Source organism: Streptomyces sp. NPDC048288 (assembly GCF_043201555.1).
Classification (GTDB): Bacteria; Actinomycetota; Actinomycetes; order Streptomycetales; family Streptomycetaceae; genus Streptomyces.
Genome location: NZ_JBICZD010000008.1, coordinates 141,259 through 162,276, shown reverse-complemented (window position 1 = coordinate 162,276; position 21,018 = coordinate 141,259). Strand labels below are relative to the sequence as shown.

Here is a 21,018-nt window from a genome sequence, read left to right as displayed (position 1 = left end):
TAACCCCAGGCACACCTGCGGGCCCGCCGGCTCCCCGGAGGGTTCCGGGAACGAGACGCGAGGACCGGATGGCAGCCATAGACGAGAGCAGTGCTCTCGGCCTGCTCGACGATGAGATCCGCGAGGAGTTCGGGGACACGGCCCGATTTTCGGCCGGGGCGGCAGCGTCGCCGCGCACGCTCGTAGACGTGTTCGAAGCAAGTGTACGGACTCACCCCGACGAGCCCGCACTGGACGACGGCACCACCCAGCTCACCTACCGCGCGCTCGCGGTCGAGGTGGAGCGGCTGCGGCGGCGGCTCGCCGAGGCCGGGATCGGGCTCGGCGACCGGGTGGGCGTGCGCGTCCCGTCGGGGACCAATGACCTTTACGTCGCCGTGCTCGGCACCCTCGCGGCCGGCGCCGCCTACGTGCCCGTCGACGCCGAGGACCCGGACGAGCGGGCCGCACTGGTGTTCGGCGAGGCCGAGGTCGCGGCCGTGCTCGGCGAGGGCCTGCACATCGACGTCCGGCGCGCGGACGGTCGTACCGCCGCACGCCCCGGCACCGAGCACGACGCCTGGATCATCTTCACCTCCGGTTCCACCGGCAAGCCCAAGGGTGTCGCCGTCACCCACCGCAGCGCCGCGGCCTTCGTGGACGCCGAGGCCGCGCTGTTCCTGACCGAGGAGCCCATCGGACCCGGCGACCGGGTCATGGCGGGCCTCTCGGTGGCCTTCGACGCCTCCTGCGAGGAGATGTGGCTGGCGTGGCGCTACGGCGCCTGTCTGGTGCCCGTGCCGCGCTCCCAGGTCCGCTCGGGCGCCGATCTCGGCCCCTGGCTGGTCGAGCAGGAGATCACCGTCGTCTCGACCGTGCCGACGCTGGCCGCGCTCTGGGAGCCCGAGACCCTCAACGACGTCCGCCTGCTCATCTTCGGCGGCGAGGCCTGCCCGCCCGAGCTGGCGCAGCGGCTGGTGACCGAGGGCCGCGAGGTCTGGAACACCTACGGGCCCACCGAGGCCACCGTGGTCGCCTGTGCCGCCCTGATGAGCGGCGAGGAGCCGATCCGCATCGGGCTGCCCCTGAACGGCTGGGAACTCGCCGTCGTGGACGACGCGGGCGAGCCCGTCGCCCTGGGCGAGAGCGGCCAGCTGGTGATCGGCGGGGTCGGCCTGGCCCGGTACCTCGACGCCGAGAAGGACGCCGAGAAGTACGCGCCGCTGGAGTCGCTGGGCTGGAAGCGGGCGTACCGCAGCGGCGACCTGGTGCGCGCCGACCGCGAGGGCCTGGTGTTCCTCGGGCGGGCCGACGAGCAGATCAAGCTCGGCGGCCGTCGTATCGAGCTCGGCGAGGTGGACGCGGCCCTGCAGGCCCTGCCGGGTGTCGCGGGCGCCGCGGCGGCGGTACGGACCGCGCGCAGCGGCAATCAGCTCCTGGTCGGCTATGTCGTCACCCAGGAGGGCTGGGACCACGCCACCGCCGTCGAGAAGCTCCGCGCCGAACTGCCCGCCGCCCTCGTCCCGCTGCTCGCGCCCGTCGCCGAGCTGCCCACCCGCACCTCCGGCAAGGTCGACCGCAACGCCCTCCCGTGGCCCCTGGAGGGCCTGGAGACCGGCGGCCCGGCCGAGCAGCTGTACGGCACCGAGGCCTGGCTCGCCGAGCAGTGGACCGAGGTCCTCGGCATCCCGGTGACCAGCGCCGCCGACGACTTCTTCGCGATCGGCGGCGGCAGTCTGTCCGCCGCCCAGCTCACCACCCGGCTGCGCACCCGCTACCCGAGCGCGGCCGTCCTCGACATCTACCAGCAGCCGGTGCTGCGCAAGCTGGCCCGCCGGCTGGAGGAGTCCACGCAGGACGACGGCGCCGAGCGCACGATCGCGCCCGTGCCGCGTTCGGCCCAGGCCGTGCAGCTCCTGCTGCTGCTCCCCCTGTTCACGCTGCTCGGGCTGCGCTGGACGGTCGTCCTGGCCGCGCTCGGCAATGTGCTGGGCGGCTACGGCTGGCTGCCCACCGCGCCCTGGTGGCTGGTCGGCCTCGGGGCGCTGGCCCTGTTCACCCCGCCCGGCCGGATCGCGATCGCGGCCGGTGGCGCACGGCTGCTGCTGCGGGGCGTGAAGCCCGGCCGGTACCGGCGCGGCGGCTCCGTCCATCTGCGGCTGTGGGCGGCGGAGCGGCTGGCCGAGTTCACCGGGGCGACCACGCTGACCGGGTCCTGGCTGGAGCGGTACGCGCGGGCGCTCGGCGCCAAGATCGGTCCCGAGGTGGACCTGCACTCGCTGCCGCCGGTGACCGGCCTGCTCAGGGTCGGCCGGGGCGCGGCCGTGGAGTCCGAGGTGGACCTCTCCGGCTACTGGCTGGACGGCGACCGGCTGGTGGTCGGCGCGGTCCGGATCGGCGCCCACGCGGTCGTCGGCACGCGCAGCATGCTCTTCCCCGGTGCCCGGGTCGGCAAGCGGGCCGAGGTGGCCCCCGGCTCGGCCGTCACCGGGCAGATCCCGACCGGCCAGCGCTGGGCGGGCGCGCCGGCCGTCAAGCTGGGCAAGGCCAAGCGGAACTGGCCCAAGCACCGGCCGCAGCGCGGCACGTACTGGCGGGTGATGTACGGCCTCACCGGGCTCGGGCTCAGCGCGCTGCCGGTGCTCGCCGGTGCCGCCGCCCTGCTGGTGGCCGGGCGTTTCGTGGCCCCCGGGGACGGTCTGGCCGAGGCCCTGCGGGGCGCGGCGGTCGCGCTGGTCCCGGCCACGCTGGCCTTCGGTCTGGCGTACGCGCTGCTGATCCTCGTCTCGGTACGGCTGCTCAGCCTGGGCCTCAGGGTCGGCACGCATCCGACGCACAGCAGGATCGGCTGGCAGGCCTGGACGGTCTCCCAGCTGATGGACCGCTCCCGCGAGACCCTGTTCCCGCTCTACGCCGGTCTGGTCACCCCGGTCTGGCTGCGGCTGCTCGGGATGCGGATCGGGCGCGGCGCGGAGGTGTCGACGGTGCTCGCGCTGCCGAGCCTGACCACGGTCGGCGAGGGCGCGTTCCTGGCCGACGACACGCTGACCGCGCCGTACGAACTCGGTGGCGGCTATGTGCGGATCGGGCGCGCGGAGATCGGCCGGCGGGCGTTCCTCGGGAACTCCGGGATGACCGCGCCGGGCCGCAGTGTCCCGGACGGCGGTCTGGTGGGCGTGCTGTCGGCGACCCCGAAGAAGGCCAAGAAGGGCACCTCGTACCTGGGGCTGCCGCCGGTGAAGCTGCCGCGCAGCACGGCCGACGGCGACCAGAGCCGTACCTACGAGCCGCCGGCCCGGCTGCTGTGGGCGCGGGCCCTGGTGGAGACCTGCCGGATCGTGCCGGTGCTGTGCTCGGTGGCGCTGGCCGGGCTGACGGTGGCCGCACTGTGCGCGCTCGGCGCGTGGGCGCCGCTGCTGTCCGGCCTGGTGCTGCTCGCCGCCGGCGCGGCCGCGGGTCTGGTCTCGATGCTGGCCAAGTGGCTGCTGGTCGGACGGCACCGCAGCGGGGAGCACCCGCTGTGGAGTTCCTTCGTCTGGCGCAACGAGCTGGCGGACACCTTCGTGGAGGTGCTGGCGGTGCCGTGGCTGGCCGGTTCGGTGCCGGGTACTCCGGTGCTGACGGCCTGGCTGCGGGGCATGGGCGCCCGGATCGGCAAGGGTGTCTGGGTGGAGAGCTACTGGCTCCCGGAGACCGACCTGGTGACCCTGGAGGACGCGGCCACCGTGAACCGCGGCTGTGTCCTGCAGACTCACCTCTTCCACGACCGGATCTTGCGGACGGATACTGTTGTTCTCCGTGAGGGCGCCACGCTGGGCCCTGGCGGGATCGTGCTGCCCGGCAGCATGATCGGGGCCCGCACCACCCTGGGTCCCGCGTCGCTCGTCATGGCGGCGGAGTCGGTTCCCGACGACACCCGCTGGCTCGGCAATCCGATCGAGGCATGGCGTCCCTGAGCGCGGGCCGTCCGGTGGCCGCGGGTATCGGTGCGCCGAGGGACGGTTCGAGCACAGCGCAGGGAGCGAACGCGGAAGTGGCAGTGCAGCAGTCAGCGGGTCCGGACCCGTACTTCCCGGACAACGGCGATGCCCGGTACCGGGTCCATCGCTATGAGCTCACGCTGGACTACCGGCCAGGCCCCAACCGCCTGGCCGGCATGGCCCGGATCAACGCCATCGCGGGCCGGGCCGCGCTGCCCGAGTTCCAGCTGAACCTGGCCGACTTCAAGATCGGCCGGATCCGGGTGGACGGCCGCCAGCCGCACTGGACGCACCGGGGCGGCAAGCTGCGGATCAAACCGGCCAAGCCGCTGCGGGCCGGGGCCGCGTTCACCGTGGAGATCCACTGGTCGGGCAACCCCAGGCCGGTGAACAGCCCCTGGGGCGGGATCGGCTGGGAGGAGCTGACGGACGGCGCGCTGGTGGCGAGCCAGCCGATCGGCGCGCCCTCGTGGTTTCCGTGCAACGACCGGCCCGCCGACAAGGCCTCCTACCTGATCTCGGTGACCTGCCCGTCGGCGTACTCGGTGGTGGCCGGGGGCCGGCTGCTCACCCGTACCACCAAGGCGTCCACGACGACCTGGGTGTACGAGCAGGCGGCGCCGACGTCGAGCTATCTGGTGAGCCTGGCGATCGGGAAGTTCCAGACGGTGCTGCTGGGCGACCCGGGCTTCGGCGGGGTGCCGATGCACGGCCACATACCGGCGCATCTACTGCCGGAGTTCTCCCGGGACTTCGCGCGGCAGCCCGCCATGATGGACCTGTTCCAGCGGCTGTTCGGGCCGTACCCCTTCGACGAGTACGCCGTGGTCGTCGCCGACGAGGAGTTCGATGTCCCCGTCGAGGCCCAGGGGTTGTCGCTGTTCGGCGCCAACCACGTGGACGGGGCGCGGGGTTCGGAGCGGCTGGTGGCTCACGAGCTGGCCCACCAGTGGTTCGGCAACAGCGTGTCCATCGCCGACTGGCGGCACATCTGGCTGAACGAGGGGCTCGCCAAGTACGCGGAGTGGCTGTGGTCGGAGCGGTCCGGCGGCCGCAGCGCCCAGCAACTGGCGGGCGTCGCCCACCGGTTGCTGTCCGGGCTGCCGCAGGACATCCGGATCGCCGCCCCGGGCAAGAAGGCGATGTTCGACGACCGGCTCTACGAGCGCGGCGGGGTCACGGTGCACGCGATCCGCTGCGCGCTCGGCGACGAGCGGTTCTTCCACATGCTGCGGGCGTGGGCGGGGCTGCACCGGGGCGGGGCGGTGACCACCCCGATGTTCACCGCCCACGTCAACCGGTTCGCGGACGAGCCGCTCGACGGCCTCCTCGACGCCTGGGTGCACCGCACCGCGCTGCCTCCACTGCCGACCCTGGCCGTCCCGGCCCGCCCGGACCGGCCGCCCACCAACGCCGAGTCGGCGTAGGCGGGCGGCCGCGGGTCAGGTGGCCGGTACCTTCAGTCTGTCCCAGCTGGTGCGGCCGGGGATGCCGTCGGCGTCCTTGCCCTTGAAGCCGAGTCTGTGCTGCCAGGCCTGGTAGGACTTGCGGTCGGCGTCGGTCCATTCGGGGCTCGGGCCCTCCTCGTAGTGGCCGCAGCCCTCGGCGACCAGGCGTCTGCCCATGGCGGTGACGAGCGGGGACTTCTGGCCGACGTGGAAGAAGCCGCTGCCGGGGAAGGGGGCGTACCGGGGCCTGGACGGCGGCTCGGGCTCGTCGGAGCCGGGCTTGGGGGACTTCCCGGCCAGCCGCTCGGCGATCCGCTTGCGCATCCCGTCCATGGTGAAGCCGCGCGGGTCCTGCTTGCCCGGCTGCCACTCCTTGTGGCCGATGACCGACGCCGCGCTCCAGCCGTGGTGGCGGCAGATCGCGGCGGAGACCTTCTCGATGGCCTCCTTCTGCGCCTCGGGCCAGGGGTCCTTGCCGTCGCCGAGGTTGATGCACTCGAAGCCGTAGAAGTGCCGGTTGCCGTCGGTGTCGGCCTCGTTGTCGGGCGGGAGCCTCGTCTCGTCGACGACGGCACGGAGCACGTCGCTGTCGCCGAGGCCGGCGTGGTTCGCCCGGCCGTTGCCGACCAGGTGCACCTGGCCCTGCTTGTCGATGACGCCGTGGCAGAGCGGCCCCGGCAGCCCGGAGTAGCCGTTGTAGCAGAGGGCGACGGAGCTGTCGGTGCCCGAGGTGACGGTGTGGTGGATCATCACGCCGTTCACCGGGCCCCAGGGCCCCTTCGTGTTCCGGTTGTGGTGGCGCCAGTCACGCACCTCGTGGACCGTCAGGCCCTCCGCGCGCAGGACGTCCAGCAGCTTGGCGCCGCTCATGGGGGTGGCCATCAGTTGTCTCCGTCCAGCGGCGCCGCCGCCTCGGCTTCCGCGGTGGTCTGCGACCTGCCGTGCGACGGGTCCTCGGCCGCGACCTCCTCCCGGTGCGCCTGCTCCTCGGCGGCCAGGGCCGCCTTGTCCGCGGCCGGGATGCTGCTGGCCAGCGGCCCGAAGGCGAGCCGCAGGTCGACGGCGCTCTCCTCGCCCTTGACCAGGGCCAGCGGGGCGAGGTGCCGGGTGATGCCGGCCGGGCCCTGGAGCAGCGGGCGGCGCGCCCGGTCGACGGGCCACTCGACACCGCCGGTGGCGGTACGGGCCGGGATCAGCCAGTGGTCGCCGGTGCGGTAGGCGCCGCCCTCGGCGAAGCAGACCTCGACCCCGTCCTCCAGGGGCAGCCACTCCCCCTCCGTCACCGGCACGGCACCGGCCTTCAGCGCGGCCGTGCGCCCCTTGCGCCGTGGTCCCTCGTGGTGGTCCCAGCGGCGCAGGAACGGGTTGAGGTCCGGGAGCCGTCCGACGCCCGGCGCGGGCTCGGCGGAGAGCCGGACCCGCCGTCCGGGCAGGTCGAGTTCCTCGACGCGCAGCAGGGGAAGGGCCTCCAGCCGGGAGGAGCAGGCCGTGTCCGTGAACTCGACCCGGTCGCCGACGTCCAGGTCCAGCTTGTCGTCGTGTCCGAGGGACGCCAACCGCACCCAGGTGCCGTCGAGTTCGTCGACCGGGAAGACCACCGACCCGTTCTCCCGGGACCACTTGAAGGTGGCGTCCTTCGCCGCGCCGCCGGCGTGCACCTCGACGCGGTACAGCTGGTTCTCCGGGCCGCGGTAGCGGGCGTCGGGCCGGACCAGGCAGGGGTCCTCGTCGGCGTGGTCGGGCCGCTCGCCGCGGGCGGCGAGCCGGGCGGCGGACCGCGACCGCCCCTTCGCCCACTTCTCGAAGGCCGCGCGGACGACCTCCCTGGACGGGTCGGCGTCCTCGATCGCCAGCTCCGCGAGGGACAGCGGCAGCACCTGCCAGACCACCTTCACCCGGGCCGCCGTGTCCGGCATCGCGGCACCGAGGGCGACCTCGCGCAGCGCCGGGTCCTCGGCCGCGTTCACCGAGCGCTCCCACACCTGCAGATAGACCACGAACGGCGACGTGGCGGGCGAGGGCAGCCGGTCGCCGGGCCGCTCCGGGTCGCGGTAGGCGTCGGGCTGGTCCCAGTAGGTCCAGTACGCGGGCGGGACGGTGGTGTCCTCCTCGGCCTCCTCGTCCGGTACCGGTACCCCGGGGGCCGGGCGGTCGGCGTCGACCAGGATGCCGTCGACGTAGTACCGGCCGCCGTGGATGTACAGGGTGTCGATGTCGTGCCGGCCGCCGACGTACTCGATCCGGAAGCCCGCCGCGTCGCGCGGCCCGCCGTAGCGGCCGATCAGGTCGGCGGCGAGGGTGCGGGCCTGGTGGAGCTGGATGGCGGTCTGCTCGTTGGCGTCGGCGTCGAGCTGGACGCGGCCCTGCTGGGCGACGACCGCGGAGTAGTGCCGCTCCGGCCGGAAGGTGAGGCGGGAGAGATCTGCGTGCATGAAGGGGGTCCCCCTGGTTCAGGAAAGTGCGGGTGAGGCGTACGGCGGCACTGCTCAGGTCACGTAGAAGATCCCGGCGTCCGAGTCGGCGGGCGTGTACTCCGCGAGCCGCGCCCGCAGCCCGTCCTCGCGCTGGGGCCGGTAGAGGTCGTGGAAGGCGCCGAGTTCGGCGCCGTCGTCGGAGCCGCGGCGGATCTCCTCGGGGCCGCCGTCGGCCGACTGCGCGTACCAGGGCGTCCCGTAGCGCACCGCCGCGAACAACGGCCGTACGGTGGTGCAGCGATGGCGCCGCGGGGTGCGCGAACCTTCGGGCACGGCGCTGTACCGCAGGCAGCCGATGCCGCGCCGGGCCACCTGCAGCCGGCCGGTGAGGATCGAGTTCTCGGCGATCTCGACGGCGTGGGTGTGGATCTCGCCGATCACGGTGGTGCGGTGGAGGTGCAGCACGGCGTGGGCGTGCCGGCGGTCCGGGGCGGACAGGGCCTCCCGGTCGTGGCCGGTGGCGTCGAGGACGCTGTCGCGGAGGTGGATGTCGAGGGGGTCCTCGGTCACCTCGTCGCCGATGACCTCGATGGTGCCGAGGATGCTGTGCTCGATCTGGAGGCAGGCGGTGGTGCGGTCGAGGACGATGCTGGGTTCCTCGGGCGAGTGCGGTTCGCAGTGCGGTTCCAGGGACCAGCCGGGCACGAGGGTGGAGTGCCGGACCACCACCGCGCCCATCGGCCCGGTGACGTTGATGCCGCGGCCGGCCACCAGCAGCCCGTCGAGGACGATCCGGGGCCGCTCGTGCGGGGCGCAGTCCCCTTCCACGGCACGGATGTTGAGGGCGTCGGGCCGGTTGCTGTACCAGTCGAGGAGGCGGATCACCGGCCGGGTGCCCTCGGCGGCCCGTACTTCGAGGCGGTCGCCCGGGTCGAGGTCGAAGTCCAGCTGTTCCTGGTAGGCGCCGCTGTGGGTGATCTCGATGATCCCGGTCCGCTCGGGGTCGCGCTCGCTCTGCCAGGCCCGGTAGGCGTCCATGATCTGCCGGTACGGCTGTCCCGGGCCGACCCGGTAGTAGGTCGCGTCCGGCCGGTCCGCACGGTCGGGCCGGTCGTACTCGCCGCCGCCGAGGTCGGCGCCGTACGCGTAGTGGTGGTCCACCCACACGCCCTGCCGGGGCGCCGACCGGGCGCCGAAGGCGATCCGCCCCAGCTCCGGGTCGACGGCGATCTGGCCGCGCCCGGGCCGGTAGCGCCAGTCGGAGAGGTCGGCGACCACGATGTCCGACGGCGGCACCGGCCGGTCCTCGCCGTCGCGCCGGATCACGAAGCTCTTGCCGGGGCCGTAGTAGTCCAGCAGCCGGTCGTGCAGGAGGCGGCGGGTGATGAAGGCGGGGACGTTGTCGACGGTGGCGATGTGCGTGGGCGACGGCTCCGGGACCGGCTTGGTGACCAGGGGGCTGTCGTTGCCGAGGATCGAGAAGGTGTAGAGGTTGCGGGCGCGGTCGACGCAGTACGCCGGCGAGGAGGTGAGCGAGTACGCCTTGAGCCGCCAGACGAAGAGGGCGACCCCGGCGGGGCTCCAGCCGCCCTGCTTCCTGGTGGAACCGGCGGAGCGGACGTCGGCCGTGCGGGCCGTGGTGTCGAAGGGTCCGCCCTGGAGGGCGAGGGCCGAGCCGTCCCTGAGGTCCACCAGCCGGCCGCGTCCGGTGTCCCGGAACAGCTTCACCGACTGGTTCTGCGCCACCAGCCGCGACAGCTCCACCGCCCGCGCGGGCCACCCGGCGACCTGCTCGGAGATCTCCTCCAGCAGGTGCAGGGTGCCCTTGCGCCGCCGGTTGGCGACCGTGGCGGCCACGTCTGCGCGCGGGGCGATCGCCTCCGCGAGGGCGTCCCGGCCGCCGTCGTGCAGCCCCGTGGTGAGTACGCGTTCGTAGCCGGGCAGGGTGCGGTACCCGACGAGATCACCCAGGTACGGCAGTACCCAGGGCGCCGCCGTCTCCACGAACAGGTCCTCGTAGCCCTGCTCGACGCCGTCGCGGACCCGGTCCAGCTGCTCGGCGACCACCGCGAGCAGCGCGCGCAGCGGTTCGCCCTCCTCGGCGTCGCGCAGCAGGTGCCAGCGGGGCAGCAGGGCGGCGAGGCTGTCCGGCGAGTGGGCGGCCATCACTTGACCTCCGTGAGGATGAGGGTGTCGGTCGCCTTCGCGGAGAGCAGGGCGAGCTGGGCGGGGCGGATGCCGCGGAAGACGTACACCGAGCGGCCTTTCCGCAGGCGCCGCGTGTCGGTGATGTCGGGGTTGAGGCGCAGGAGCCGGGCGAGCGGGATGCCGTAGTGGTGGCAGACGGAGGAGAGCGTCTCGCCGTCCGGGGCGCGGACGGTGTGGATCTTCTCCTCGTACGACGCCGGGTGGGCCGGCACACTCGCGCGGGGTTCGCCGGGATCCGCGAGGAGGGCGGTCAGCTCGTCCGGGGTGGCGGAGGCGGGGACGCCGGTGAAGACGTCGACGTCCACGTAGTCCACGCCGGGCACGGTGTGGGCGGTGGCGAGGAGGTCCGAGAGCCGGGCCGGCCGGGCCAACTCCCGTCCCTCGTAGCCGAGTCGGGCGTACAGCGCCCGCCGCAGCCGGGGTTCGACGTACTCCCAGGCGTGGTCGGGGGCGACCTTCACCCGGGCGGAGACCAGCAGCAGCACCGGTTCGCGGGCGTCCACGCGGACCGTGAGACCCGGGTCGCCGTACTCGGCGAGGGCGGCCCGCAGGGCCTGGAGGGTCTGCTCGCCGAGCGGGACGTCGTCGGTGCCGGCCACCGTCACGTGCAGCACGCGCCGCCGTCCGTCGAAGAGTTCGCGTGCCGCGGCCCGGCCGATGCCGGCCCGGGAGCGGGCGAAGTCCTCGTAGTCGGGCACCGAGACCAGCCGGTCCAGGGCGGAGACGGCGAGCGGGACGGTCCGGCGGGTCGGTCCGGGGCCGTCGGCGTCCGAACCGCCGCTCGCCGGGCGCGGGTTGGTCACCGCGGTGACGCCGAGCGGGCGGGTGAGGGGCTGGGTGATCCGGGCGGCGGCCACGTTGGCCGCCCGGCCGGTGCCGAAGCGGTAGCGGGCGTGGACGTTCTCGTGGCCGCTGGGCAGCCGGGCGCCGTGCACACCGTCGCCGAAGGTGACCGTGGTCCGGCCGTCGGAGGCGGTGCCGGTGATGTACACACGCTCGTTCGGGCCGCGTCCGGCGAGGCTGTCGACCTCGTGCCAGAGCACGCCGTCGGCCCGGATCTCCAGGACCGGGGTGGCGCCGAGGGGGTTGTCGGCGGCGAGCCAGGTGAGCGGGGACTGCCAGAGCGCGAAGGTCTGGTTCGTCCGCTCCGAGTCGCCGCTGCCGATGGCCTCCTCGCGGCTCTCGCCGTGGGTGGCCTCGACGACGTTGCCGAGGATCCGGAGGGTCGCCCGGCGGTAGCGGTGGGCGAGGTCGGTGGTGAGGGTGAGCCTGGTGTGGACGTGGTCGCCTGGCAGCCGGGGGTCCACGGCGGGATCCGCGGCGGAGACGGTCACGACCTCGGTGGCGGTGACGCCGGTGGTGCCCGGGATGTCGGCGCGCTCGCCGCCGACGATCAGGGTGCGGCCGGGCCGCAACCCGTCGTACAGCCGGTCGAGTTCGATCACGTTGCCGTGCACGTCCTCGCCGAGCGGTTCGTCGGCGAGGTCCAGCGGCTCGCTCGCCGCGTGCACGGTGGTGTCCCGGATGTGCGAGAGCAGCACGTCGAACTCGTCCAGCCACGGGTCGGCGAGGGTGAGTTCCGTGCCGCGGCCGGTGATCCCGTAGTTGGTGTACGCCGCCGTACGCGCCGCCACGACCTGGGTGGTGACGAAGGCGAGCCTGGCGTCGCCGTGGACGGTGGCGCCCTTCGCGGGACGCTGGATCGCGACCCAGCTGCCGACGGTGATGCCGGTGTGCACGGAGTCCAGCTGGAGCACGTTCCGGTTCACCGGCGCCGGCTTGCTGGCGACCACGATCTCGATGTCGGACTCGGTGCCGCCCACCGTGTAGCGCAGGCTCACCTCGTACTCGCCCTGCGTGAACTGCCGGGTGTCGCCCGGCCGCAGCGGCTCGTCGTGCGCCGTGCCGTCACTGACGCCGACCTGGACCAGCCCGTCGTCGTCCGGGCGCGACACGGTGAGGGTGCGCTCGGGGAGCCCCCCGCTCAGCCGGACGGTGACCCCGGGATCCTGGGCGGCCCGGCTGGACAGCTCCACCTGGCCGGTCCCGAGGGTGAAGCGGACCTGCTGGGTGACCGGCAGGGTCACCGCCCGCTGGTCCGAGCTGTTCCCCTCCACATACTGGAACTCCGCCCGCACCGGCGTCCGCCCCGCCGCGTCCAGCACGACCCGCGTCCCGGTGAGCACGGCCCCGGTGAGCGGCCAGTCCGTGGACCGGATGACCCGCCCCTTGTCGTCCTGCACCGGCTTGAGCGGTGCGGTCGCCCCGAAGGGCGCGGCGGTGACCCGCATGGCGAGCAGAGCCCGGAGCAGCGGCGCGGTATCGGTGGCGGCGGCCCTGCGCCAGGCGGGATACAGACTCCCGAGCGAGGGATTCAACGCGGCCAGCAGCCGGGCCGGGTCGGTGGCCGGGCGCACCTCGGACACCCCGGCCGCACGCTTGGACCGCAGAGCAGGAAGCACAGCGCCGAGCACCTGGAAAGCAGCCGCGCTGGAAGCACCCTTGCTTGGGGGCGCGGGGAACTGCGCGACCAGCCCCCGCCGCGCCGCGGACGACGTACTACCGTCACTCCGCGCAGGTGCCAACTCCAGTGCCCGTCGGCCAAGTTCGGCCAGCACGGCCTGAAGCCTCTCGAACCATCCGGCCACCTCCTCCCACGGCTCCGCCAACACCTCCGCCTCCCCCAGCCGAGCCACCGGCTCGACCAGCACCCCCGCCAGCCCCTCCGGCGTCCTCACTCCGTCCAGAGCCGCCCGCAAGGGCGCCAGCACCTGGTCCTCGAAGTCCTCGACCAACTGGCTCACCGGCCGCGGATCGGGCACCGCAGGTGTAGGCGCCTCCTCCCCCGGCTCGCCCGGCTCCGCGGGCGCGGCGATCCACCGCCGCACCTCGTCGATGAGTTCCTTGAGCGTGGCCGGTGCGGACTCGGGCAGGGTGAGCGCCGTGATGTCCTCGTCCCGGTCGGTCCGCACCTCGGCGAGCGGCAGCAACTCACGCTGCCCACCAGCCTGTTCACCGAACACGAACAGCAACTGGTCGCCGGTCCGCAGCAGGTTCGCGGTGCCCTCGACGAACAGCTTCGAGCGGCGCGCCAGATCGTCCGGGGTGATGAGCGACGGCCGGCGCCGGCGGACCTTCAGCTCGTTCCAGTCCCAGCGGGCCATGAGGTCCCGGCTGCTCTCGAAGGTGAGGGACTCCTCGTCGGCGGAGGCGGGCACGCTCTGGCTGCGGGCGCCGCGCGGGATCCGTACGGCCAGGGTCTCGGCGCGTGCGTCGCGTTCGAGGGTGTACGCGAGGTGGGTGGCGGCGGCGACCCCGGGGCGCGGCCGGTGGCCGACCAGTCGGCCGAGCAGCACGAGCGAGCGGTGCTCGTTCGCCGTACGGACGTACGCCTCGTCGGCGATCCGCTCCGAGTGGAAGGTGAGCAGGTCACCGAGGACGGCCGTGGCGTCGAGGAGGCCGATCGCCGGGTCGTCCGGGGTGCGGACCGTGAGCCCCGCCAGGGCCGGGTACGCGGGCGAGGCGAGCCGGTCGAGGAGCGCGGCCAGGAACGTCCCGTACGTGCCGACCCGGTAGTCGAGGGCGGTGCGGCCGGGAGGGTTGTGGACCGGCGCCGGTGCCACGCGCTCGTCGTGGCCGCCGCAGCCGCAGGTGCAGTCGTCGGTGGCGGTCATCGGGCCGTACCTCCCAGGGATATGGCCAGCAGGCCGTTCTCCGGCCGGTCCGGGTCGTTGTCGCAGGTGGCGATCTCCAGCGGGCCGAGCCGCAGCACGCCGTCCTCCCTCTCTCCTCGGTCCTGCTCGAACAGCCGCCGCAGCCGGGTGACCCGGACGCTCTCCACGCCGGGTACGGCGGCGGCCACGGCGACCAGGCGGCTGAGCCGTACCGGTTCGCCGAAGGTCAGCGCGTCGGGGTGGAAGAAGCCGCCCCGGCCACTGCCCAGGGCGCGGTACAGGTCGGCCAGGATCCGCCCGTGCTGGTGGCCGGGCCGGGCGCAGACGGCGAGGGCGATGTCCAGCGGGACCAGCCGGGCGGGGCCGACCACCAGGTCGTGGCCGATGCGCCGGTACCGCTCCAGGGACTGCTCGACCCGGGCCAGCAGCTCGGCCGACGGCTGTGCGGTGCCGTACGGGTCGATCGCCACGTGGGCTTCCCGGACGCTGCCGGTCCAGCGGATGTCGGCGGCGGCGCGCTGGACGCCGGGGAGTTCGGCGGCGAGGGTCGCGTAGTCCTCGGCGGTGACGGCCCGCAGCCGGGTGCGTCGCAGGTCGAGGGGGGCCAACTGGCGTACCTGTTGGACGGGTTCGGGTTCGACGCCGCCGGTGGCGGGCAGCGGGTTGCGGACCGCCGCGGCCGGCGGCCGCTCGCGGTCGGCCTGGACGACGAGGTGGTTGATGGCCTCGGCGCCGACGTTGCCCGCGCTGCCACCGCCCAGCCGGTAGCGCAGGTCGAGGCGGGCGCCGGGGGTGGGCCGCGCGCCGTGCCGGCCGTCGCCGAAGCGCAGGGCGAGGCGGCCGTCGTCCTCCGGTTCACCGACGAAGTGCCGCTCGCGCGGGGCGCTGTGCAGCAGGTCGCGGCGCGGCTCCCAGGCGAGGTCGCCGTCCTCGATGCGCACGGCGGGCAGGGCGCGGCGCGGGTCCTGGGCGAGGGCGGCGGTGGCGGACCCGCGCAGCACCGGCTCCTGCGGGTGCAGCCCGGCCGCGTACGCGGGGCCCCAGCTGTGGGCGATCTCCCAGGCGATGTGCGGGTCGAGAACCGTGCCGGCCCGGGCACGGGAGACGAGGACGGCGACCCGGCTCAGCTTGCCGTCGAGCAACTCGTCGCTCCGGTGCAGGAGTTCGCGCAGGGCCCGGACCGGGTGGGCGCGCAGTTCGAACCGTTCGACGACCTTCAGGCCGAAGACGACGGTGAGTTCGTCGATCTCCGTGTCCCCGAGGCCGTCCCGGTCGCGGGCGCTGCGCCACAGCTCGACGAGCCGCTGCCGTACCCGGCCGGGGATCTCGGCGATCCGCTCGGCCTGCCCGGCGGCGACTCCCGCCGGGTCGGGGAAGGGCACCGCCTGGACGACCGGCGCCCGGCCGAGGACCGGCCGGAAGCGGGGCGGGATGCCCGGATAGACGGACTGGGCGAGCAGGGTGCGCAGGGCGGCCGCCTGGGCGTACGCCGTCCCCGGCACCACCTTCCCCCAGCCTCCGGCCGGGGGGACCCCCACATGGCGCTGCCCGGCCTGCTCCAGGCCGATGCCGGCGCGTGCGGTCGCCGCCTCGCCGAGGTGCGCGAAGAGGTCCCGGACGTCGTCGGGTACGAGGGCCTCGCCGCGTTCCGCCTTGTCCGTCAGGGAGTCGAGGAGCCGGGCGGGGGCGTTGCCCTCCTCGCGGTCCGGGCAGCCGAAGGCGGGAGGGCCGCAGGGGGCGACGACGGCGGGTACGGGCGGCACGGTGACCGTGTCCCCGAACCCGGACCGGCCGTGGTCGGCCAGCACGACGTTGCCGCGGGCCACGGTGACGTCCTCGACGGGCAGGCAGTCGCGGCCGCCGAGGGCGGTGAGGCGCAGCGGGAAGCGCAGGGCGTCCTCGGCGGCCCAGGTGACCTCCAGGACCGGCTGGTCCTCGATGCGGTCGACGGCCGGGGTGACGGAGGTGAGGCGGACGGCCTGGCGGTGGCTCGGGTCGGCGTCGCCGGGGGTGCCGGTGCGCGGGCCCTTCACCTCTTCGAGGACCAGCACGTCACCCGGCTTCAGGGCGAGCCGGCGGTCCCGGCAGGTCTCCGGGTCGTCCCACTCGTCGCGCAGGGTGGCGGCGGTGGCGCCCCTGGGCAGGGCGCCCACCTCGCCGCCCCAGGTCCACAGGCGGATCGCGTTGTGGGCGACGCGCAGCTCCAGCGGGTCGGCCGCGACGACCGGTTCGAAGACCTCGACCGAGCCGCGCTCGTCCAGGTCGCCGAGGTCGTTCTCGTCGATGACGGTGCCGGGTTCGGGGCGGTCGTGCGGGTCGAGGGCGCGGACGTCGACGGAGGCGAAGCGGAAGGTGCCGGGGGCGAGGACGGTGTCGCCGGCGGTCTGGACGGTGACGTAGGCCCGGGCCGTGCAGCCGTCGTGCATCGCGTAGTCGATGAGCCTGACGTGCCGTCGTACCGAGACCCGGCGGCGCGCGGTGTCCAGGTAGGCCTCGGTGGCCACCGCGTCCTGCTGGTAGCCGATCCGGTCGCCGGTGTGGGCGAGCAGTTCGACCAGGGTCACGCCGAGGTCGGCGGGGTTGCGCTCGGCCCAGTCGGGGGTGGTGAGCGCCAGCCGGTCCAGGAGCAGCTTGCGGAGGGTGTCGTAGTCACGGGCGGTGTAGTCGACGACGGGGGCGGACGGGAGGTCCTGTTCCCGGGGTTCGTCGTCCTGGCAGTCGAAGGGGGTCGGGCAGTCGGGCCGGAAGGAGAACCCGGCGCTGAAGTAGCGCTGGTCGAAGCCCCGGAAGGGCTCGGTGCCGGGGCGGCCGTACGGGTCGGCCTCGACCAGGGAGAGCCGGTAGCGGGAGGTGTCGCCGGCCCGGTCGAGGGTGACGTGGAGCAGGTCGTCGAGTTCGGGGTCCTCCTCGCGTTCCACGCTGATGTCGAGGGCGGTGAGGCCGGTGATCCGGCGGCCGCCGTCGACGCGGACGTTCTCCGGGCCGAGGCCGTGCGGGGCCTTGCCGAGGAAGGTGACGGTGAGCAGCAGGCCGTCGTCGCTCACCTCGACGGCGTCGACGCCGTTGAGCTGCGCTGCCCGGACCTTGGCCCGCCGGGTGGCGGTGGTCATCCGGCCGCCCTCCCCACGAAGACGTCCTCGCGGGCGGCGCCGGTGGCGCGGACGACGTACGACAGGTGGACGCGGACCACGGCGTCGGCGTTGTCGATGTCGAGGGCGACCACGTCGACGAGGTCGCCGAGCCAGCGCTGCAGGGAGGCCTGCACGGAGAGTTCGAGGGTGCTGACCAGTTCCGGGCTGTTCGGGGCGAAGACCAGGTCGAGGAGGCCGCAGCCGAAGTCGGGGCGCATCACGCGCTCGCCGGGGCTGGTGAACAGCAGCTGCTCGATGAGGTCGTGGACGTGCTCGGTGTGACCGGCGTGCGCGGTGCGGCCCCTGCGGTCGGTGCGGAAGGGGAACGCGATGTCCGTGCGGGGGCGAAGGCGTGGGCTCATCGGACGGTGACCTTTCGCTGTACGGCCTGGACCACGGGGGGTCCCTGCGGCACGAGGGCCGCGGAGAAGCACAGGGCCGCGGAGGTGTCGAGCAGCACGGGCGCGCCGTCGACCGTGACGCCGGTGCCGCCGGCGGTCCAGCGGACGGTGACGCACGGCGAGGGCACCCGGTCGACGGTGTGCGGGCAGCCGACGACGACATGGCCGTGGGCGGCCGTGGCGACGACGGCTCCCCCGACCCGTACGGCGCCGGAGGGTGTGGTGGCGGCGGTGACCCGGCCGCCGTGCGGGCAGCCGATCACGGCGCCGGCATCGAGCAGACTCCCGGACAAGTTCTCTTCTCCCCGTGTCTTCTAGCGCTTCGAGCCCACGGTCAGCTGACCCTGGTTGATGGTCACCTGGTCGCCGCGGAGCAGGACTTCGGCGCCCGCGCCGGTCGAGATGACCACGGCTTCCCTGGTGATGCGGATGTAGGCGCCGCCCTGGGCCTGGAGCAGGATCCCCTGCTCGGCACCGGCGGTGTCGTCCATGACGATCTTGTGTGCGCCCGGTGTCTGGACGACGACGGGCTTGGTCGGCGAGTTCACCTGCAGGGCCCGCCGCGCGTCCGGCGGCAGTTCGTCGGCGGCGCCGTACCAGCACCCGGTCCACACCGGGAAGCTCGGGTCGCCCTGCTCGAACTCCACCCAGACGCCGGAGCCGGGCGGCGGCACCACGAACTGCCCCGACTGCGGCCCGGTGAACGGCAGGCAGGGCAGCGCCCAGGTGGACGGCTCGTCGCCGAGCACGTCGGGCACCTCGACGGTGATCCGGCCGATGCGCAGCGGATCGTCGTTGTCGACGACCCGGCCGCGGAACTTGCCGAGGTAGCGGTTGTTGGCTGCTGCCGCCATGCTGAACTGCTCCTGAGTGATGAGGTGTTACGGCCGGACGTAGTCGCTGCGGGCTTCCAGGCCCTCCCGGGAGAGGGTGAAGTTCTGCTGGAACGAGCCCGGGCGCAGGGTGTGGGTCACGGACTTGACGTAGTAGTCGCCGTCGTAGGCCCGTCCCGAGCCGCGTACGCCGACGAGCTGGCGGGGCTGCAGGAGGTAGCCGTGCCGGTTGACGTCGAGCGAGCCGGAGCCGGAGACGACGTCGGCGGAGACGGCGGCGCGGGCGAGGAGTTCGGCCTCGGCCTGCTCGCGCTGCTGCTTGGCGGTGCCGGCGAGGGTCCTCCGCCGCAGGGCGGGGGTGGGCCGGCGGCCCAGCGGCGGGCGCAGTGGGCTGATGGGCGGCTGGGGCAGCAGGGTGGACTGCCGGGTCCCCGGGTCCTGCCAGCGGGCCTGCGGCTCCTCCCGGGCCGTCCCGTCGTAGGCGAACGTCAGCTGGTCCACGGTGGTGTTGGCGTCCATGTTGACGTTGAGGGCGTGCTGGCGGATGCCGAGCCGGACCTCCGGGCCCCAGCGGGCGGAGGACTGGCCCGGGTCCGGGCCGGGCTCCAGATAGAAGGTGTAGCCGTTGGCCTTCGCGAGGTGGGTGACGTACTGCAGGTCGGTGCCGGTCTGGTACGGCACGCGCAGGTCCTGGTGCGGGGGCTGGCTGATCTTCTCCGCGTAGACGTCGGGCCGGATGCCGTAGTCGGAGTACCGGCGCAGGATCGCGAGGACGCGTTCGGAGGGCGGCAGGTTGGGGTAGCGGGCGGTGCGCTCCTCCAGGTCCATGAGGAGGGTCAGGTCCTCGCCGGTGACGGTGAGGGTGGAGTGGCCGGGCTGGTTGCTGGCGCCGACCTCCTGCCGTACGACCAGTCCGTCGAAGAGGACGTCGGTGGTGCCGCGCACGCTGACGGTGACGACGAGCCGGGTCTTCGGGTCGAAGAACCCCTCGGGCAGCAGCCGCCCGTTGATGACGCCGTTCTTGGTCAGGTCGAAGGCCAGCTGGAAGCCGCTGCGCTCCCCCGCGGTCGCGGTGATCTGCGCGGACAGCAGGGCCTCGGTCACCTCGGCCGGCACCGGCTGGACGAGCTTCGGCCCCATGAGGAGGGTGATACGGACGGGGCCCTGCCCCACGGGCTGCTCAGACACGGCGCTGTCCCCCGGGCTCGGGGATCCGCACGACCCGCCCGGCCTCGTCCGTCAGCTCCCGCGGGTCGAGGACGGGGTTGGCGTCGGCGATGCGCCACCACTGGCCCTGGTCGCCGAGGTAGCGCTGGGCGAGCAGATCGGGCCGCTCGCCCGCGCCGACGACGTGGTCCTGCGTCGGCTGCGTGTCGAGCGGGGGCAGCAACCGCCGTTTGACGTACCGGACTTCGGTCCCGTCCCGCTGGACGTGCACCCCGATCCCGGCGTCGTGGTAGCGGCTGGTCCGGGGATACGGATGCGCTCCCGGTATCGCGCCCAGGGCACTCTCGTACGGCTCGATGTCGGCCATGGCTCGCTCCTCAGCCCCTTCCGCTCAGTACGTCCACGCCCGGCAGCCCGAGGGCGCCGAGGCTCCCGCCGCGCGCGGCGGCGGCGAGCCGCTCCTTCTGCGCGAGGTGGGCCAGGTAGAGGTCGGCGCCGCGGTGCCCGGCCGGGAGGTCGCTGACGGTGAGGATCTTCAGGCCGATGCTCAGCGAGGCCCGGATGGGGTTCAGGTTCACGTCGAACGCGGACTCGTTGACCGACAGTTCGGTGAGCCGCACGGGCATGACCCGCTTGCTCCCCCAGGTGAACAGCGTCAGCGGCATCTCGATCGGGCTGATCTCGATGGTCCCGTTCTGCGCGAGCCGGCTCGCGGCCCGCAGCTGCGCCGTCGTCGGCTGCACGAGCATCTCCAGCGTCGCGAGCTGCGGATGGATCCCGTCGGGCGCGGCGATCTCCAGCTGGTCGGTGGCGTCGATCTCGGCGGTGAACTTCCACGACTCCTGCGCGGGCCCCTTGAGCCGCAGCGCCTCGTTCCGGTCCCCGCTCCCGGCACCGCCGCCCGCACTGTCCGCACTGTCCCCGGCGGACTGCGGCGCGATGCTCCGCTCCAGGGTGTCCGGGTTGAACTGCAGCACGATGACACGCTGAGGGGTACCACTGGCGGGGTCCACGACGACCAGGCCGGAGCGGATGGGTTTGGGGATGTCGGCGTAACGGGTCACAGGCGGGCCTCCAGACGGCTCGCGAGCTCCGCGTAACTCCATGCGGGGAAGAGCCGGGGGAAGGCATCCAACATCGCCGTGAGTTGGTTCTTGACATCCTCGAATTCCGGGGCGCCGAGCGGCACCTCGCCGGTGAAGAGGTACTGCCAGCCCAGGGTTCCCTTGGTGATGGCCAGTTGTTCGAGATAGTCCGGATAGGTGAGATCGAGCTTGACGTACTGACGGGTCCACCCGTCGACGCCGGTCAGTTCCATGTCGTAGTACCAGAGTTCCCATGGGTCGACCTGGCGCTGGATACGAACGGCGGCAAGCTGACCGGTCGCGGCGAGCGGTGTGTCATCGATCACCCTCAACTCGTCGAAGAACTCGCGCTCCTCGCCGGAGGAACCTGTCCAGGCCAGGTTCGGCGGGCGCTTCCGTACAGCGGTGAACAGATCGGTCACACGGAACTCGCCCCGAAGTTCGGGAATACCGGACGACGGCTCACCGTGCCAGCAGTTGGCGAGCTCGGTGATACGCGCACTTTTCACGCACAGGTCACGGCTGAATGTCACTCCTTCCCATTCGGGAAGGAAGGAGAAAATATCCGGCGTTTCCTCGAAGATCTCACTGAGTTCGCCGGTGACAGAGCGGTCCACAGTAAGGGCTGGACAGTCGATGATCTCCTGCTGCGCCTGGAGCAATTTTCCTTCGATGCCTGTCGGGGTACGCATGTGTCG

Annotated in this window: 14 protein-coding genes; 2 read left to right on the top strand and 12 right to left on the bottom strand. The window is 73.5% G+C overall.

Annotated elements, in window-relative coordinates; translation table 11 throughout:
* Positions 1-68: 68 nt before the first annotated feature.
* Together ACGFZS_RS28320 and ACGFZS_RS28315 are read left to right on the top strand one after the other, a co-directional pair.
* Complete coding sequence (locus ACGFZS_RS28320) at positions 69-3,935, top strand: Pls/PosA family non-ribosomal peptide synthetase (protein ID WP_393797487.1); 3,867 nt, start codon at positions 69-71, stop codon at positions 3,933-3,935.
* 77 nt (positions 3,936-4,012) lie between these two features.
* The gene (locus tag ACGFZS_RS28315; protein WP_393797486.1) at positions 4,013-5,386 is read left to right on the top strand and encodes a M1 family metallopeptidase; all 1,374 of its coding nucleotides are present in this window, start codon (positions 4,013-4,015) and stop codon (positions 5,384-5,386) included.
* A 15-nt stretch (positions 5,387-5,401) separates the two neighbouring features.
* On the opposite strand, the gene ACGFZS_RS28310 is transcribed toward ACGFZS_RS28315, so the two are convergent.
* The 12 genes from ACGFZS_RS28310 to ACGFZS_RS28255 are packed head-to-tail and all read right to left on the bottom strand — an operon-like array spanning position 5,402 to position 21,012.
* A complete protein-coding gene (locus ACGFZS_RS28310; protein ID WP_393797485.1) occupies positions 5,402-6,289 on the bottom strand; it encodes a peptidoglycan-binding protein in 888 nt (295 codons plus the stop codon).
* The gene (locus ACGFZS_RS28305; RefSeq protein WP_393797484.1) at positions 6,289-7,839 is read right to left on the bottom strand and encodes a DUF6519 domain-containing protein; all 1,551 of its coding nucleotides are present in this window, start codon (positions 7,837-7,839) and stop codon (positions 6,289-6,291) included. Before ACGFZS_RS28305 ends, ACGFZS_RS28310 begins: the two co-directional genes overlap by 1 nt.
* Before the next feature lie 54 nt (positions 7,840-7,893).
* The gene (locus ACGFZS_RS28300; RefSeq protein WP_393797483.1) at positions 7,894-9,987 is read right to left on the bottom strand and encodes a hypothetical protein; all 2,094 of its coding nucleotides are present in this window, start codon (positions 9,985-9,987) and stop codon (positions 7,894-7,896) included.
* Positions 9,987-13,703 (bottom strand): putative baseplate assembly protein, encoded by a 3,717-nt coding sequence (locus ACGFZS_RS28295; RefSeq protein ID WP_393797482.1) that lies wholly within the window; start codon positions 13,701-13,703, stop codon positions 9,987-9,989. The genes ACGFZS_RS28300 and ACGFZS_RS28295 overlap by 1 nt, the downstream gene beginning before the upstream one ends.
* The gene (locus ACGFZS_RS28290) at positions 13,700-16,813 is read right to left on the bottom strand and encodes a putative baseplate assembly protein (RefSeq protein WP_393797481.1); all 3,114 of its coding nucleotides are present in this window, start codon (positions 16,811-16,813) and stop codon (positions 13,700-13,702) included. The genes ACGFZS_RS28295 and ACGFZS_RS28290 overlap by 4 nt, the downstream gene beginning before the upstream one ends.
* Complete coding sequence (locus tag ACGFZS_RS28285; RefSeq protein ID WP_393797480.1) at positions 16,810-17,196, bottom strand: GPW/gp25 family protein; 387 nt, start codon at positions 17,194-17,196, stop codon at positions 16,810-16,812. The genes ACGFZS_RS28290 and ACGFZS_RS28285 overlap by 4 nt, the downstream gene beginning before the upstream one ends.
* Positions 17,193-17,528 carry a hypothetical protein gene (locus ACGFZS_RS28280; protein WP_393797479.1) on the bottom strand — a complete coding sequence of 112 codons (336 nt, stop codon included), beginning with the start codon at positions 17,526-17,528 and terminating at the stop codon, positions 17,193-17,195. The genes ACGFZS_RS28285 and ACGFZS_RS28280 overlap by 4 nt, the downstream gene beginning before the upstream one ends.
* 21 nt (positions 17,529-17,549) lie before the next feature.
* Positions 17,550-18,089, bottom strand: coding sequence for a phage baseplate assembly protein V (locus ACGFZS_RS28275; RefSeq protein ID WP_393797478.1), 540 nt, complete (start codon positions 18,087-18,089; stop codon positions 17,550-17,552).
* A gap of 27 nt (positions 18,090-18,116) precedes the next feature.
* The gene (locus tag ACGFZS_RS28270; RefSeq protein ID WP_393797477.1) at positions 18,117-19,256 is read right to left on the bottom strand and encodes a hypothetical protein; all 1,140 of its coding nucleotides are present in this window, start codon (positions 19,254-19,256) and stop codon (positions 18,117-18,119) included.
* A complete protein-coding gene (locus ACGFZS_RS28265) occupies positions 19,249-19,602 on the bottom strand; it encodes a hypothetical protein (protein WP_393797476.1) in 354 nt (117 codons plus the stop codon). Before ACGFZS_RS28265 ends, ACGFZS_RS28270 begins: the two co-directional genes overlap by 8 nt.
* Before the next feature lie 10 nt (positions 19,603-19,612).
* The gene (locus ACGFZS_RS28260) at positions 19,613-20,299 is read right to left on the bottom strand and encodes a hypothetical protein (protein ID WP_393797475.1); all 687 of its coding nucleotides are present in this window, start codon (positions 20,297-20,299) and stop codon (positions 19,613-19,615) included.
* Positions 20,296-21,012: a hypothetical protein gene (locus ACGFZS_RS28255; RefSeq protein ID WP_393797474.1), complete on the bottom strand. Its 717-nt coding sequence runs from the start codon at positions 21,010-21,012 to the stop codon at positions 20,296-20,298. The genes ACGFZS_RS28260 and ACGFZS_RS28255 overlap by 4 nt, the downstream gene beginning before the upstream one ends.
* Between the last annotated feature and the right edge of the window lie 6 nt (positions 21,013-21,018).